Below are 15388 nucleotides of genomic sequence, written 5' to 3'. Positions count from 1 at the left end.
CGGTTGGATCAAACCATTAGCATCGCTAAGAAAGCACGGCAGAAGGGCATGCTTTTTCCAGACATCGGCTATCCGATTATCCGACTGCCAAAGACATCCATTAACCGACAGGGGCGTCTTGCCGAATATCCTTTGATCTTGGCCATGATCCGCCAAGAAAGTGCCTTTTACGTCAAAGCCAAAAGTCATGCTGGGGCTCGCGGATTACTTCAACTGATGCCCGCGACCGCGAAAAAAGTCGCGCAGCAAATTGGAATTTCCTATTCGAAAGGCCGACTAACCACTGACCCAGCCTATAATCTAAAGCTGGGCCGTCATTATTTAGAAGGTCTCCTGGGGGATTTCAAAGGGTCCTATATCATGGCTATCGCCGGGTATAACGCGGGGCCATCGCGGGTAAAACGATGGGTTCGAAAATTTGGCGATCCCCGAGATAGCAGCGTTAATGCAATCGATTGGGTTGAAATGATCCCCTTTGACGAGACCCGAAACTATGTTCAACGAGTGCTCGAAAACTTGCAAGTTTACCGTTCTCGCCTCTCTGCCAATCAAGTGGCGCAGACACTCGAAGGCGACCTCAATCGCTAACGCCAAGGATTACCGGTCATGACGCCGACTTTTTCTGATATTGAAGACGCTGCGCGTGTTCTGAAATACCTGACGGTCCGGACACCTTTGTTAGAATCACCATTTCTGAATGATTTGGCAGGGTGCCGCCTGCTGATAAAGCCGGAAATGCTACAAAAGACCGGGTCCTTTAAATTCAGAGGGGCCTACAACACGGTTTCACGTATTCCCGAAGACCGACGCGCGAATGGAGTTGTTGCCTACTCATCCGGCAATCATGCGCAAGGCACGGCGGCGGCTGCACAATCGTTGAACATACCAGCCATCATTGTCATGCCTGCCGACGCGCCAAAACTAAAGATCGCCAACACCAAGGCCTATGGTGCAGAAGTCGTGCTGTACGACCGAGATAATGAAGTCAGAGAAGATATAGCCGAAGCCATTGCCAAAGACCGCAATGCAACAATCATTAAACCCTATGACGATCGCTACGTCGTTGCCGGCCAAGGCACAGTCGGCGCTGAAATTGCCGAAGACTGCAACGCATTAGGGATTGAGTTGGATGCTCTTGTCGTGCCCTGTGGCGGAGGTGGGTTAACGGCAGGCTGCGCTCTCGCGTTCCATTCATTATTGCCGAAAACTCTGGTATATACGGCAGAGCCGGAAGGCTTCGATGATACGGCGAGATCTCTTGTCTCTGGTCAGCACGAAACCAACCCACCTGGAACTAAGTCAATTTGTGATGCTTTGTTATCGCCTACCCCCGGTGAGATGACATTTGAAATAAATCGAGACCTTGTCTCGGCGGGGTTGATCGCGTCCGACGATGATGTTCAGCGCACCATGGCCGCACTCTTTCTTCGCCTTAAAATCGTCTGCGAACCAGGTGGCGCCATTGCAGCCGCCGCTGTTCTGTCTGGTGATAAAGAGCGGTTTATGGGAAAGGTCGTCGCTGTCGTGTGCTCTGGCGGCAACGTAGACAGCGCCGTGTTCAAAACAGCACTCTCAACATCTAATGATTAAAGAACGACCTAAGCGCCGATTGTTTTCTTCGGTGGTTGATGAGCAGATTGAGCCGTTGGGCTCACAGCAACAGCAGGCTTAACGTCTTTATTCACAGGAACAACCCCTGCGTCGGTTGCTTTATTACCCACCAAATTCAGGCTATCTTTTTGTATTGTACTCTTGGAAATGCTTTTGCAGTGACCTTCCAGGAAGGCGCCTTTTTCGATTGATAAATCTTCGTGAAGAATATCACCGACAACGTGCGCTGTTTTCGCCAAAACAACGGAACGCGCCTTAATCTGGCCGTGAATGGTCCCGTGAACATGAATGGAATCTGCTACGATTTCACCCTTCACTTCAGCACCTTGTCCGATCAGAAGAATTTTCGTCCGAATATCGCCCTCTATCGTGCCGTCTACTTGAATTTCACCGTCACTGTTCAAGTTACCGGTAATCCGCATATCCGAGCTTAGGATAGAAGGTGCAGACCGAACCGCTGCTTCGGCTGCGGTACCACTAGATGAATTTGATTTATTGTTTGTCTTGGAAAACATACCGCCCCGCCTTGATAAATTTCATGGGGTTTTTCGTTCGCTTCTTAAACAGCACTTCATAATGTAGGTGAGCCCCAGTACTCCGCCCAGTGCTGCCAAGAAGGCCTATCTTTTGCTGAAATTTAACCTTTTGCCCGCGCCGCACAAGGGCCTTGTGCAAATGACCGTAGCGGGTCTTGATTCCGGACCCATGGGTAATTTCGACCAATCGACCAAAATTTCCTTTCCAGCCAACAAATGTCACCACTCCCGGTGCCGTCGCATAAACTGAAGTTTTAAAAGGACTGCCGAGGTCGAGCCCGTAATGCGCAGCCCATCTCTTATTAATCGGATCACGCCGTTTCCCATACCCGCTGGTGATATAATAAGATTTTAGCGGAGCAACCAACGGGATTCTTTGTAGTATTCCCTGAAGGTTTTTGGAATGATTCAACATGGCATCAAGATTATCCAGGCCAGCCTTTAAATCACCCGCCGGAAGCCCGTCTGTCTTGATCGGAATAAAGGGGCCACCTTGTCCCCGCGGTAGCTTATTCGACGCCTTGAGAACCTTTTTAACATCAAGCCCGGACAGCTTGATGACCTTTTCCATATCGGAAATTTGTTCCAACGTATTCTCGCTGAGCCGCAAAACAGAGTCTTGCTGAGATTCTTGAAGACTGCTCAACCGTGTCTTCAAATCCTTGAGCGACTGGCTCAGTCGTTGATTCTTGAATAAAGCCGAATTACGTTCCAACAACGCCGTTTGCAGATCAGTTTCGATGGAATTCAGATTATCCTTCAATGAGAAGTTATGATGGGCAAGCGAACTCATTTCATTCTCAATGGCGTTGAGTTTACCTTTTAATTTTTCGCGCGCCGAAATGACCTGCTTGCGTTCCGTATCAGTTGAAACCAGTTCTGTTTCGACTGAACGCAGGCTTTCCTGCAAGGAAGCATTCTGTTCCACAAGACCGAGCATCAAATTGTGGTTCTGCTCAAGGTCTTTGGTCAGGCTAACAAACTTCTTCTGATAGTTTGCGACTTCACTCAACAGGCTGCGATAGGCCAAATGCGCATTGGCGACTTGGTTGTCCTTCGACGCGACGACGCGCTGATGCAGCACATACTTCGCTGATGCGAACGTGACCCAGGTGGCAACACCGAGAAACATCAAAGCCACACACAATTGAGCAAATTGTGAGACCTGGATAAACTTTACGTCGCCGTTGGTCCGTACGTGTATCTGTCGTTCCGGAAACACCGCATCTACATACTGGTGCCACCTCTCTGCCCAGGAGTCTTTCATATATTGCCTGCGCATAAACCCCACTCGCCCCCAAAAAATTATCGTTTTATAGCGCTACGAAAGTATCTGTATGGAGTCATTCATGCAAGTGTCTATTGACCAAGATTGCTTATTTTTGAGTTATTTAGGCTAAAGACTTAGATATCGAGGGTGAAACTTGGTTTGGCTTCAAATATCTAGGTTAAGTTTGACGCAGTGGCGCAAATTAAACACAGTTATCTTGATCGTTCTTGGGTCAAAACGTGTACGGAGCAGAAAAATTGGCGAATCGAGCTTTACCTGAGGGCATGTCGCCCCTTCACCCGATCGCCATAATTACCACTTGGTTTGGTGCAGGGTTACTGCCAAAAGCTCCCGGAACATGGGGATCACTCGCTGCCCTGCCCTTTGCTTGGATCATCGTTCAGAATTTCGGTACGACGGGACTGGCCCTTGCGACTGTGCTGGTCTTTGGCCTTGGGGTATGGGCCTCTGAAATATTCGTACAACGCTTTGGCGGCGAAGACCCACAAGCCATCGTTATTGATGAAGTCGCTGGGCAATGGCTGGTATTATTAATGGTCCCTGCGGATTTAGTCTCTTATGCTGCAGGCTTTATCCTGTTTCGCATCGTCGATATCTTTAAACCGTGGCCAGCAAATTGGGCCGATAGACAAGTTAAAGGCGGCCTTGGCGTCATGCTGGACGATGTGTTGGCAGCACCTTATGCAATGGCGGTACTGTATGGAATTACTCTGATGATGGCGGAGGTTTGATCATGTTCCCTAAAGACACCCTGATGAAGGCCCAAAAGTTATTAGAAGCCTGCAAGACAGGAGGACTTAAAGTGGCGACCGTTGAATCTTGTACGGGAGGATTGATTTCTAGCTGTTTGACGGCGGTGCCAGGGTCATCTGATGTCGTTGATCGGACCTTCGTCACCTATACAAATGAGGCCAAGACCGAAATGGTCGGTGTTCCGACAGATTTGTTTGATGAGGTCGGCGCTGTAAGTGAGGAAGTCGCCCGTGCCATGGCCGAAGGCGCTTTGGAGCACTCCAACGCCGAAGTCTCAGGCTCAGCAACAGGCATAGCTGGGCCGGGTGGTGGGTCTGATGATAAACCCGTCGGCCTGGTCCACATGGCGGCGGCGCGCAAAGGCTATGAGACAGAACATTTGAGGTATGTCTTTAAGGGAGATCGAGACTCAGTCCGTCTTCAAGCCGTCGGTACCGTGATCGACCTGATGCGGCGTCAGGCTGAACTGCCGTAAAGTTCATCAGCACGGGATTCGAACGCCGTAATCATCCGGTGCACCGCCTTCTCAAACAGCGGCCCCATGATCTTCTCCAACAAACGCGAACGAAATTCAAAATCGACATAGAAGTCGACCAGGCATTCGCCGTCCCCATGAGGGTCAAAAATCCACTTGTTTTCCAAATACTTAAACGGGCCATCGAAATATTTAACGTCAATTTGACGGGGTTCGGTTAGGACAACATGTGAGGTGAATTTCTCGCGCACCATCTTGAATCCGATCACCATATCGGCGATGAGAGTAGGACCTTCGTCTTCACGTTTTTTGATACGGGTCGCGACGCACCAAGGTAGAAAGTCCGGGTACTTCTCAATATCGGCAACCAGAGCGTACATTTGTTCAGGGGTATGCGGCAGGACCTTTTTTTCCGCGTGCTTCGGCATGATCGAAAAGCTAGCTGTTCTTAGCCCGTCGGGCTTCTTGAAGGGCCTTAAAATCGGCGTCGGCGTGATAGGAAGACCGGGTGAGCGGGCTCGATGCCACCAACAAGAACCCTTTGGATTTGCCAATTCGTTTGTATTCTTCGAACTCGTCTGGCGTCACAAAGCGATCCAACGGCGCGTGACGCGGGGTTGGCTGCAGGTATTGACCGATGGTCAGGAAATCCACATTGGCCGCGCGCAGGTCATCCATCACTTGAAGGACCTCCCCTCTGTCCTCTCCCAATCCCACCATGATGCCAGATTTGGTAAAAATATTAGGCTCTATCACCTTGGCATCATTAAGTATTTTCAGAGAATTGAAATAACGCGCACCGGGACGAATTGTCGGATAAAGCCGGGGTGCGGTTTCTAAATTATGATTGAATACGTCAGGTTTGGCGCGGACAACTGCTTCAGCTGCACCTTCCTTGTTTAGGAAATCCGGGGTCAGAACTTCAACCGTCGTACCCGGCGCCGTCACCCGCATTTGCTCAATGCATTTAACGAACTGCGATGCCCCGCCATCGGCCAGATCATCCCGATCCACCGATGTAATTACCATGTGATTGAGGCCGAGTTTCTTGGCTGTAATCGCCAGGTTTTCAGGTTCCAATGGATCAACGGGTCCAGGCTTGCCAGTAATCACATTGCAGAACGCACAGGCGCGGGTGCAGGTATCGCCCAAGATCATCACCGTCGCGTGCTTCTGCTCCCAGCATTCGCCGATGTTCGGGCACGCGGCTTCCTGACAAACCGTATGCAGATTGTGTTCCTCAATCAGGGCCTTCGTTTCGATATACCCCTTGGACGTCGGTGCCTTAACCCTGATCCACGCGGGCTTACGCGGCGTTGGGGACTCCGGGTTCTTTTGCTTTTCTGGATGCCGGAGGGTTTGAACTTTTGTCATAGGATGCCTGATATTGTGTTAGTGCCAAGATGGCTAGGTGGTTGAAATGTCATAACGCACCCAATTCGTCACCGTCGTTACCTTATCATATAATTTACGAGCGGTCGTATTATCGCGGTCTGTTAGCCAATAAACGCGATACCAATTTTCTTCCGTCGCTTTTTGACTTAAGGTCTCAATCAAAGCCCGACCCGCGCCTAAATTTCTGGCTTTCTCAGCTACAAACAAGTCCTGAAGGTAGCAGACAGGTGCCTTTGTCCAGGTGCTTGCGTGAAGAATATAATGCTCGATCCCGATAACACCAAGTTCACGGTCCTCGGCAATCAAGCAATTCATCGGTTCTGATGGATCAAGCAACCGCGCCCAAGTGGCTTTGGTAATTTCATCAGAGATTTCAGCGCCATAGAACTTTATGTACCCTTTCCACAAAGGGTGCCAAGCGTCTTCGTCAGCAGCACTCGCAGGTCGAATGATGAAATCAGACATTAGAAATGAACAGCACGACCATAAGCATCCAGCACCGACTCATGCATCATTTCTGACAATGTCGGGTGTGGGAAGACGGTTTGCATGAGTTCGACTTCTGTTGTCTCCAAGGTCATCGCGACCGCGTAGCCCTGAATGAGCTCCGTTACCTCTGTCCCAATCATGTGCGCGCCCAGGAGTTCACCGGTTTTGGCATCAAACACGGTTTTGACCAAGCCTTCGGCCTCCCCGAGAGCAATCGCCTTTCCGTTGCCCATAAAGGGGAACCGTCCAACCCGGACTTCATGGCCAGCGTCTTTTGCGGCGGCTTCTGTCAGACCGACACTTGCGACTTGAGGATGGCAGTAAGTACATCCCGGAATTCGGCTGGTATCCAATGGATGGGCGTCTTTTTGGCCGTTAATGCGATCAATGCAGTACATGCCTTCGTGACTCGCCTTGTGAGCGAGCCATGGTGGGCCTGTTAAATCACCGATGGCGTAAACTCCAGGCTCACCCGTGCGGCAGCGGTCATCAATTACCACATGCGTGCGGTCGACTTCGACTTTGGTGCCTTCAAGGCCTAAATCCTCAACGTTGCCGACAATGCCGACAGCGAGAATGACGCGGTCCACAGTGATGTCAGTGCTCTTGCCGCCCTGCTCAACCGTCGCCGTGACGTTATTTTTACCTTTTTTCAAGGTCTTAACCGTGGCTGAGGTCATGATGTTCATGCCTTGAGCCTTAAAGGATTTTTCTGCAAAGTCTGAAATTTCTGCATCTTCAACAGGCAAGACCCGGTCCAACACCTCAATAACTGTGACCTCGGCCCCAAGTGTCCTAAAGAAACTCGCAAATTCGATACCGATCGCACCAGAGCCCACAACCAACAGAGATTTCGGCATGATGTCTGGGACCATTGCCTCTTTGTACGTCCAGACTAATTTGCCGTCGCCTTCCAATCCCGGCAAAGACCGAGACCGTGCGCCCGTCGCCAAAATGATATGCGTGGCTGAGAGCAGGGTTTCCTTACCGTCTTTTTCAACGGAAACTGTGGCCGACCCCTTGAGTTTCGCATGACCGTCAATCACCGTAACTTTGTTCTTCTTCAACAGGTGCCCAACGCCGCCCGAGAGCTGCTTTGCCACCTTCCGGGAACGATCCACAACCTTCTTGAGGTCGAAAGATAACCCTTTGATTTCCAGCCCATATTCCTTGGCGTGTTCGGCGTTGCGATAGACTTCCGCCGTGCGCAACAAGGCCTTGGTCGGGATACATCCCCAGTTGAGGCAAATCCCGCCCAAGTGCTCGCGCTCGACCACACAGGCTTTCATACCGAGTTGGGCGGCGCGGATGGCTGTGACGTAACCGCCAGGGCCACCACCAATTACGATAACGTCGAATTTTTTTATTTCGGCGGGCATAATATCCCTCCTTTAAAGCATCATGGTCAGTGGGTCTTCAACAAAGCCTTTGAACGCTTGCAGGAACTGTGCACCCACAGCCCCATCAACCGAGCGATGATCGCACGACAACGTCACCGACATAACGGTTGCAATGGCCAAGGCGTTGTCCCGCACGATGGGTTGTTGAGAGCCTGCCCCAATGGCCAGAATAGCAGACTGTGGGGGATTGATGATGGCGGCGAACTCCTTCACCCCGAACATGCCGAGATTAGAGATCGTGAAACCACCACCCTGGAATTCCTCTGGAGCCAGCTTGCCGTCGCGAGCCCGGACCGCGAGGTTTTTCATTTCGTTGGATATATCAGCGAGTCCTTTGGTGTCGGCCTTGCGCACGATCGGTGTAATCAGTCCATCCGGTGTCGCAACTGCAATTGAGACATCGATATCATTGAACAAGCGAATGGCTTCTTCGCTCCACGCGGCATTCGCAGCGGGTACTTTTTTCATTGCCAAAGCCACCGCGCGAATAACGAAATCGTTAACCGAAATTTTGTATGCGCCATCGCCTTCAGGGGAACGACCATTCAAATCTTTTCGCAATTCCAATAACTTATCCAACTCACAGTCCACAGTTAGGTAGAAATGTGGAATCGTGGTCTTGGCTTCCAACAAACGTTGCGCAATAACGCGGCGGACGTTGTTGTTGGGCACTTCGGTGAAGCTGCCGGCAGGTAATGGGGCTGCTGGTGCGGGGGCGGTGGAAACAGGTGCCGGTGCGGTAGCGGCTGATTTTGGTGCTGCACCGCCAGACAAAGCTTTCTCGATATCAGCCTTCACAATTCGCCCATTTGGGCCAGAACCTGTGACTTGGCTTAAGTCCAGACCCTCGATCTCCGCCATACGTTTTGCTAAGGGGCTGGCGATCACTCTGTCGCCGCTGCTTGCGGCCGGAGCTGCTTGAGTTGGCGCCGGTGCGGGTGCTGGAGTCGCAGCAGGTGCAGGCGTTGCTGCTGGTGCAGGAGCAGCCGGAGCCGCAGGCGCTGCATCCAAAGCGGAAGCGTCCTCGCCTTCTTCCAAGATCAACGCAATCGGCGTGTTGACCGCAACATCGGCGGTCCCGTCCGCTACCAAAATTTTACCAAGGGTGCCTTCGTCAACCGCTTCGACTTCCATCGTTGCCTTATCGGTTTCGATCTCGGCCAAGACGTCGCCGCTTTCGACCGTATCGCCTTCTTTTTTATGCCATTTTGCGAGAGTCCCCTCGGTCATGGTGGGGGATAGAGCTGGCATGAGAATAGAAATGGGCATGGTTTTGTCCTTAATTAGCGATAACAAACGGCCTTGGCCGCTTGGACCACTTCATCTGCGCTGGGAAGCGCCAATTTTTCCAAGTTTGCTGCGTAGGGCATGGGCACGTCCTTACCGGCAACCCGGGCCACCGGCGCGTCCAAATCATCAAACGCCTTCTCCATGATTTGGGCGGCAACTTCGCCGCCAACACTGACCATCGGATAGCCCTCTTCTACTGTTACCGCTCGATTGGTCTTCCGGACTGACGTCAGCACGGTCTCCATATCCAACGGTCGGATGGAGCGAAGGTTGATCACTTCCGCCTCAATCCCCTCTCCCGCCAGAGCAGCCGCAGCATCTAACGCGTACTTAACGGCGTATCCGTAGGCGACCAAGGTGACGTCACTCCCAGACCGTTCGATCTTCGCCAAGCCAATCGGCACGGTAAAGTCGGGATCGTCAGGAACATCAAAGGTCTCGCCATAGAGGATTTCATTTTCCAGCACGACGACCGGGTTCGGATCGCGAATTGCCGATTTCAGCAATCCCTTCGCATCCTCCGCAGAATAAGGGATAACAACTTTCATACCCGGAATGTGAGCATACCAAGCGGCGAAACACTGAGAATGCTGCGCGCCAACCCGGGATGCGGCACCATTCGCACCGCGAAACACAATAGGACAGCCCATTTGGCCACCGGACATGTAGTTGGTCTTGGCCGCAGAGTTGAGAATTTGATCCAATGCCTGCAAGGCGAAGTTGAACGTCATGAACTCGACAATAGGCCTGAGCCCACCGAAAGCGGCACCAACGCCAAGCCCGGTAAAGCCGTGCTCAGTAATCGGCGTATCGACAACCCGCTTCTCGCCGAATTCATCCAGCAGACCTTGGGAAATCTTATACGCACCTTGGTATTGCGCAACTTCTTCGCCCATCAGGAAGACATTTTCATCGTTGCGCATTTCTTCTGCCATGGCGTCCCGCAAGGCTTCGCGAATGGTGATGTTGACCGTCGGGCCGTCGTAGGATGATTCAGTCGGCGCAACGGCGACCGGTGCTGTTGCGACTGCCGCAGGAGCAGAAGGTTCTGGGGTAGCAGTGGCAGGGGCCGGTGAAGCAGATCCAGCACCTTCGAGCGCGCTGGCGTCTTCGCCTTCTTCCAAGATCAGTGCGATGGCGGTATTCACCGGCACATCCGCCGTCCCATCACCGATGAGAATTTTGCCAAGCGTGCCTTCGTCAACGGCTTCGACTTCCATGGTGGCTTTATCAGTCTCAATTTCAGCCAACGCATCACCACTAACGATGCTGTCGCCTTCTTTTTTGAGCCATTTCGCCACAGTACCTTCGGTCATTGTCGGCGAAAGTGCGGGCATTAGTATTTCTATAGGCATGTCAGATATCCTCGCCCTTAAGCTTCAATGAGAATGTCGGTGTAGAGTTCGCTCGCATCAGGCTCTGGGCTCTGTTGCGCGAAATCAGCCGACGTCATCACCAGGGATTTTACCTCTCGGTCCATTTCCTTCAGCTTGTCTTCATCGATCAATTTATTGTCGAGCAGCAAGCCCCGAAGATTATCAATCGGATCACTTTCACGGCGCATTTTGGTGACTTCTTCCTTGGTCCGGTATTTCGCCGGGTCAGACATTGAATGCCCACGATACCGATAGGTTTCCATTTCTAAGATATACGGTCCTTTTCCACTGCGGCAGTGGTCCAACGCCTTTGCGCCAGCTTCTTTTACTTCTTGCACGTCCATGCCGTTAACCTTCAGGCCAGGAATGCCGTGCGCCTTACCCCGCTGATAAAGTTCCGTATTTGATGTATGGCGTTCGACCGAGGTGCCCATGCCGTATTTATTGTTCTCAATCACATAAATAACCGGCAGCTTCCATAGTTGGGCCATGTTGAACGATTCATAGACTTGGCCTTGGTTTGCAGCACCATCGCCGAAATAGACCATGTTGCAGTTGCCGTCGCCTTTGTATTTGTGAGCAAAAGCAAGGCCGGTCCCAATGGGAACCTGCGCCGCCACAATGCCGTGCCCGCCATAGAATCGTTTCTCCGCACTGAACATGTGCATGGAGCCGCCTTTACCCTTGGAATATCCGCCAATACGGCCGGTCAGTTCCGCCATGACGCCATTCGCCGTCATTCCGCAGGCCAACATATGAGCGTGGTCACGATAGCTTGTGATGACTGAATCGCCTTCAATGGCCGCCGCTTGCATACCAACAACGACGGCTTCTTGACCGATGTAGAGATGGCAAAAACCACCGATCAGTCCCATGCCATACAGCTGTCCCGCCTTTTCCTCGAAACGGCGGATCAGGAGCATTAGACGATAATATTCTATGAGTTCTTCCGGTTTGGACCGGAGTGCGGGCTTGGAAACTTTTTTCTTCTTGGGAGACGATTTCGCCCCAGATTTCGACGCAGCCTTTGCCATGCCACTCCCTCCTGCGAATGATTTTTAATTGGGGGTAATGTATAGCGAAAGCGCAAAATGTTCAAGTCGATTTTACAATCGCAACTGTTTGTTTTTAAACGATTATTTTTTAGTTAACTGCAATACAGTTTAGATTATTACCATCCAAATCCTTACTCTGCCGCTTGCATCGCAGCTTCGGCATCAGCAAGGCTCAAACTCATTTCTGCGAGCTTTTCGAAGACTGTACGCCGCCAACGGACTTCTGCCGTGGCTGATTCCAAAAGTTTTTCATAAAGGTCCGGCGTACGACGCTTTACCAAGCGGAATCTGTTCTCATTCATAAAGTAGCTGTCGAGTGCAATCGAGGGCGCTTTGCTGTCCAACTGCATGGGTTTTTGACCAGCCGTTAAGCGCCGTGGGTCGTAGCGATAGAGCATCCAATAGCCAGACTCGACCGCCATTTTCATTTGATCGAGTTCATTGGCGAGGTCGTAGCCATGCTCAATACACGGCGCATTAGCAATGATCAGGGATGTCCCCTCAAAACTCGACGCTTCTGTAACGGCCTTCATCAGCTGAGAATCCGACGCACCAAATGCGACGGAGGCAACGTAAACATGGCCATAACTGATCGCCATTAACCCCAAATCCTTCTTCGGCAAGGATTTGCCGCCGGTGACGAACTTCGCAACGGCTCCCATGGGGGTGGCTTTTGATTGTTGGCCGCCGGTGTTTGAGTAAACCTCTGTATCCAGGACCAGGATGTTGACGTTTTTGCCAGACGCTAATACATGGTCGAGCCCGCCGGAGCCAATGTCATAGGCCCAGCCGTCACCACCCATAATCCAGACATCTTTCCGAACCAAATAATCAGCAAGCTCAGAAAGTCGGCCGGTACTATCGGGTCCCAGCTTATCCTTCACAGCTTGAACCCGTGTTCGTTGTTCTTGGATATCAGTTTCGGTGAGCTGCTCTGCCTCTAGGATGGAGTCAGTTAGGTCTTCCCCAACGGTGTCCTTTTTCTCCAGCAGTGCTGCCCGCGCCTGTTCAACGTGCTTATCCAAGGCGAGCCTGAAGCCGAGACCGAATTCAGCATTGTCTTCAAACAGGGAATTAGCCCAAGCAGGCCCACGGCCTTGGAGATTCTTGGTCCAGGGGGTTGCCGGCAAGTTGCCGCCAAAGATAGACGAGCAGCCCGTGGCATTGGCGATCATCGAGCGATCCCCATACATCTGCGTGATGAGCTTGATATACGGGGTCTCACCGCACCCTGAACAAGCACCTGAGAATTCAAACAAGGGCTCGGCGAACTGGGTCAGCTTCACATTAGGCTTGAGCTTCGTGCGATCAATCTCGGGTAAATTGAGGAAAAACTCCCAATTCTTATGTTCTTCCTTCACCAACGGCGGTTGTGGCATCATTTCGAGGGAAAGGCGGTCAGGATTTGCTTTATCCTTACCCGGACACACACGCACACAGAGCGTGCAACCCGTACAATCCTCCGGCGCAACTTGAACCGTGTAGGCCATGTTGTCGCCGAATTCCTTGCCGCGGTTTTTCATCGACTGAAACGTCTCAGGCGCATCCGCCAACACATCTTCACCATAAGCCTTCACGCGGATCGCCGCATGAGGGCAGACCAGAGCACACTTGTTGCATTGAATACAAAGTTCCGGAATCCACGTCGGGATTTCCTGCGCCAAATTGCGTTTTTCCCACTTGGTGGTGCCCACCGGCCAGGTGCCATCAGCTGGCAACGCACTGACCGGCAGCATATCACCCTTCCCCGCGATCATCATTGCCGTCACTTGCTTAACAAAATTAGGCGCATGATCGGGGACAATGGGGGGGAGATCCTCGTGACTCAGGTGTCCCCGTAGGTCCATCAGATGCAGGTGATCCAGCGCTTGATCCACGGCGTCATTGTTCATATCGACGATATGATGGCCCTTAACGGTATAGGTGCGCCTGATCGCAGTTTTAATATGATCAATTGCCTCATCTTTGGGGATGATACCGGAAATCGCGAAGAAACAGGTCTGCATGATGGTATTGATGCGCCGTCCCATGCCAGTTGCGAAGGCAACCATGTGAGCATCAACGACATAGACTTTCAGGTCTTTTCGAATGATTTCTTCCTGCACATTCCGGGGCAATTTATCCCACGTATTCTCTTTACCATGCGGCGAGTTCAGCAGCAGGGTTCCACCGTGCTTGGCATATTTCAGCACATCCACCTGCTCCAAGAAATTGAACTGGTGACAGGCGACGGTATCAGCCTCCGCGATCAAATAGGCTGACCGAATTGGATTGGGGCTCACCCGCAAGTGAGAAATGGTCATCGATCCCGCTTTCTTCGAATCATAGACAAAATACCCTTGGGCATAGTTATCTGTGTTTTCCGACAGGATTTTGATGGAGTTCTTATTGGCGCCAACTGTTCCGTCTGAGCCCAAACCAATGAAGACAGAACGAATGACTTCATCCCCTTCCGTGCTGAATTCTTCATCTACATCAAGGGACAAGCGCGTCACGTCATCGATAATGCCGACGGTGAAATGAGTTTTGGGCTTATCCTTGGCGAGTTCATCGAAGACTGCCTTGGCCATACCAGCGGTAAACTCCTTGGAACTGAGGCCATAACGCCCGCCAATTACGGTCGGGAAGTCTGCTTCCCTAAGTCCCTCTGCCTTCGCTTGGGCCAAGGCCGTGACGATGTCTTGGTACAAAGGCTCTCCCAGTGCACCATGTTCTTTGGTCCTGTCCAAAACACCAATGGCCTTCACCGATGCGGGCAAAGCGGCGGCGAAGTGCTTTAACGAGAACGGGCGGAACAAATGCACCTTGATCACGCCCAGCTTTGCGCCGCGTTGGTTCAGATAGTCTACGGTCTCATGCACAGTCTCACCAGACGAGCCCATGGTTATAATCACTCGATCAGCGTTCTCTGCACCAAAATATTCGAATAATTTGTACGACCGCCCAGTGATCTCAGCAAACCGATCCATTTCGCCCTGCACAATGTCAGGGCACTCAGCATAATAGGGATTTCGTGATTCCTGCATCTGGAAGAAGGTGTCTGGATTTTGCGACGTGCCACGCACGACCGGATCATCCGGAGTCAGAGCGCGTTTGCGATGGGCGGCGATCAAGTCCGGGTCCATCATTTTGCCCAATTCTTCGTCATGCAGGTATTCAAGTTTATCGATTTGATGGGACGTACGGAAACCATCGAAAAAATGCATAAAAGGGACACGTGCCCGTAATGTAGAAGCCTGACCAATACAGGCCATATCTTGCGCTTCTTGAGATGAACCAGACGCCAGCATGGCCATACCTGTCTGGCGGCAGGCCATTACGTCTGAATGATCGCCAAAGATCGACAGCGCGTGGGTTGCGATGGTGCGCGCTGTTACGTGCATGCAGAATGATGTCAGCTCGCCAGCAATTTTATAGAGATTCGGGATCATCAACAGCAAGCCTTGGGAGGCCGTAAACGTTGTCGATAAAGCACCGGTCTGTAGCGCACCGTGTACGGCACCGGCAGCCCCTGCTTCCGATTGCATTTCAACAACTTCGGGCGTAATACCCCAGAGGTTCTTTTTGCCTTGTACCGACCATTCTTCCGATAGCTCCCCCATCACCGCGGACGGTGTAATAGGATAGATCGCAATGACTTCGCTGGTTCGATAGGCAACCGAGGCAGCAGCCTCATTACCATCGACAGTGATCTTACGTTTCTCAACCATAGCACCC

14 protein-coding genes are annotated in these 15388 nt (G+C 51.7%); 4 read left to right on the top strand and 10 right to left on the bottom strand.

Features of this window, described 5'->3' with window-relative positions; genetic code table 11:
- Window positions 1-588, top strand: a 588-nt coding sequence (locus HOM51_11085; protein MBT5035048.1) for a lytic transglycosylase domain-containing protein, incomplete at its 5' end; no start/stop codon positions are given.
- An 18-nt stretch (window positions 589-606) separates the two neighbouring features.
- On the top strand, window positions 607-1590 hold the full coding sequence (locus tag HOM51_11080) for a threonine/serine dehydratase (protein MBT5035047.1): 984 nt from the start codon (window positions 607-609) through the stop codon (window positions 1588-1590).
- A gap of 8 nt (window positions 1591-1598) precedes the next feature.
- Here HOM51_11080 and HOM51_11075 read toward each other — a convergent pair whose 3' ends face one another.
- Together HOM51_11075 and HOM51_11070 are read right to left on the bottom strand one after the other, a co-directional pair.
- Window positions 1599-2126: a polymer-forming cytoskeletal protein gene (locus tag HOM51_11075; protein ID MBT5035046.1), complete on the bottom strand. Its 528-nt coding sequence runs from the start codon at window positions 2124-2126 to the stop codon at window positions 1599-1601.
- A complete protein-coding gene (locus tag HOM51_11070) occupies window positions 2104-3429 on the bottom strand; it encodes a peptidoglycan DD-metalloendopeptidase family protein (protein ID MBT5035045.1) in 1326 nt (441 codons plus the stop codon). The genes HOM51_11075 and HOM51_11070 overlap by 23 nt, the downstream gene beginning before the upstream one ends.
- A 272-nt stretch (window positions 3430-3701) precedes the next feature.
- Between HOM51_11070 and HOM51_11065 the strand changes: the two genes are divergently transcribed.
- Together HOM51_11065 and HOM51_11060 are read left to right on the top strand one after the other, a co-directional pair.
- The gene (locus HOM51_11065; GenBank protein ID MBT5035044.1) at window positions 3702-4169 is read left to right on the top strand and encodes a phosphatidylglycerophosphatase A; all 468 of its coding nucleotides are present in this window, start codon (window positions 3702-3704) and stop codon (window positions 4167-4169) included.
- A gap of 2 nt (window positions 4170-4171) precedes the next feature.
- Complete coding sequence (locus tag HOM51_11060; protein ID MBT5035043.1) at window positions 4172-4666, top strand: CinA family protein; 495 nt, start codon at window positions 4172-4174, stop codon at window positions 4664-4666.
- Here HOM51_11060 and HOM51_11055 read toward each other — a convergent pair.
- From HOM51_11055 to nifJ, 8 genes are all read right to left on the bottom strand, one after another.
- Entirely contained in the window at window positions 4648-5094 is a 447-nt protein-coding gene (locus HOM51_11055; GenBank protein MBT5035042.1) for a type II toxin-antitoxin system RatA family toxin, read from the bottom strand. The two genes, HOM51_11060 and HOM51_11055, sit on opposite strands and share 19 nt — an antisense overlap.
- A gap of 10 nt (window positions 5095-5104) precedes the next feature.
- The gene (gene lipA, locus HOM51_11050) at window positions 5105-6040 is read right to left on the bottom strand and encodes a lipoyl synthase (GenBank protein ID MBT5035041.1); all 936 of its coding nucleotides are present in this window, start codon (window positions 6038-6040) and stop codon (window positions 5105-5107) included.
- 33 nt (window positions 6041-6073) lie between these two features.
- Window positions 6074-6526 carry a GNAT family N-acetyltransferase gene (locus HOM51_11045; protein MBT5035040.1) on the bottom strand — a complete coding sequence of 151 codons (453 nt, stop codon included), beginning with the start codon at window positions 6524-6526 and terminating at the stop codon, window positions 6074-6076.
- Window positions 6526-7929 carry a dihydrolipoyl dehydrogenase gene (gene lpdA, locus HOM51_11040; protein MBT5035039.1) on the bottom strand — a complete coding sequence of 468 codons (1404 nt, stop codon included), beginning with the start codon at window positions 7927-7929 and terminating at the stop codon, window positions 6526-6528. Before lpdA ends, HOM51_11045 begins: the two co-directional genes overlap by 1 nt.
- 12 nt (window positions 7930-7941) lie before the next feature.
- Window positions 7942-9219: a pyruvate dehydrogenase complex dihydrolipoamide acetyltransferase gene (locus tag HOM51_11035; protein ID MBT5035038.1), complete on the bottom strand. Its 1278-nt coding sequence runs from the start codon at window positions 9217-9219 to the stop codon at window positions 7942-7944.
- A 14-nt stretch (window positions 9220-9233) separates the two neighbouring features.
- Entirely contained in the window at window positions 9234-10595 is a 1362-nt protein-coding gene (locus HOM51_11030) for a pyruvate dehydrogenase complex E1 component subunit beta (GenBank protein MBT5035037.1), read from the bottom strand.
- A 17-nt stretch (window positions 10596-10612) separates the two neighbouring features.
- The gene (gene pdhA / locus HOM51_11025) at window positions 10613-11650 is read right to left on the bottom strand and encodes a pyruvate dehydrogenase (acetyl-transferring) E1 component subunit alpha (protein MBT5035036.1); all 1038 of its coding nucleotides are present in this window, start codon (window positions 11648-11650) and stop codon (window positions 10613-10615) included.
- A 152-nt stretch (window positions 11651-11802) separates the two neighbouring features.
- On the bottom strand, window positions 11803-15381 hold the full coding sequence (gene nifJ, locus HOM51_11020; GenBank protein MBT5035035.1) for a pyruvate:ferredoxin (flavodoxin) oxidoreductase: 3579 nt from the start codon (window positions 15379-15381) through the stop codon (window positions 11803-11805).
- Window positions 15382-15388: the final 7 nt, after the last annotated feature.

This window comes from Rhodospirillaceae bacterium (genome assembly GCA_018660465.1).
Lineage (GTDB): Bacteria > Pseudomonadota > Alphaproteobacteria > Rhodospirillales > JABJKH01 > JABJKH01.
Note: the sequence above shows the minus strand (reverse complement) of the source record. Positions and strands in the feature narration are given on the sequence as shown.

What these genes read in the sequence shown, in the direction of transcription:
- HOM51_11070 (MBT5035045.1), bottom strand. Translation starts at nt 3,429, where the DNA reads ATGCGCAGGCAATATATGAAAGACTCCTGGGCAGAGAGGTGGCACCAG.
- pdhA (MBT5035036.1), bottom strand. Translation starts at nt 11,650, where the DNA reads ATGGCAAAGGCTGCGTCGAAATCTGGGGCGAAATCGTCTCCCAAGAAG.
- lipA (MBT5035041.1), bottom strand. Translation starts at nt 6,040, where the DNA reads ATGACAAAAGTTCAAACCCTCCGGCATCCAGAAAAGCAAAAGAACCCG.
- HOM51_11080 (MBT5035047.1), top strand. Translation starts at nt 607, where the DNA reads ATGACGCCGACTTTTTCTGATATTGAAGACGCTGCGCGTGTTCTGAAA.
- lpdA (MBT5035039.1), bottom strand. Translation starts at nt 7,929, where the DNA reads ATGCCCGCCGAAATAAAAAAATTCGACGTTATCGTAATTGGTGGTGGC.
- HOM51_11065 (MBT5035044.1), top strand. Translation starts at nt 3,702, where the DNA reads ATGTCGCCCCTTCACCCGATCGCCATAATTACCACTTGGTTTGGTGCA.
- HOM51_11045 (MBT5035040.1), bottom strand. Translation starts at nt 6,526, where the DNA reads ATGTCTGATTTCATCATTCGACCTGCGAGTGCTGCTGACGAAGACGCT.
- HOM51_11060 (MBT5035043.1), top strand. Translation starts at nt 4,172, where the DNA reads ATGTTCCCTAAAGACACCCTGATGAAGGCCCAAAAGTTATTAGAAGCC.
- HOM51_11075 (MBT5035046.1), bottom strand. Translation starts at nt 2,126, where the DNA reads ATGTTTTCCAAGACAAACAATAAATCAAATTCATCTAGTGGTACCGCA.
- HOM51_11035 (MBT5035038.1), bottom strand. Translation starts at nt 9,219, where the DNA reads ATGCCCATTTCTATTCTCATGCCAGCTCTATCCCCCACCATGACCGAG.
- HOM51_11030 (MBT5035037.1), bottom strand. Translation starts at nt 10,595, where the DNA reads ATGCCTATAGAAATACTAATGCCCGCACTTTCGCCGACAATGACCGAA.
- HOM51_11055 (MBT5035042.1), bottom strand. Translation starts at nt 5,094, where the DNA reads ATGCCGAAGCACGCGGAAAAAAAGGTCCTGCCGCATACCCCTGAACAA.
- nifJ (MBT5035035.1), bottom strand. Translation starts at nt 15,381, where the DNA reads ATGGTTGAGAAACGTAAGATCACTGTCGATGGTAATGAGGCTGCTGCC.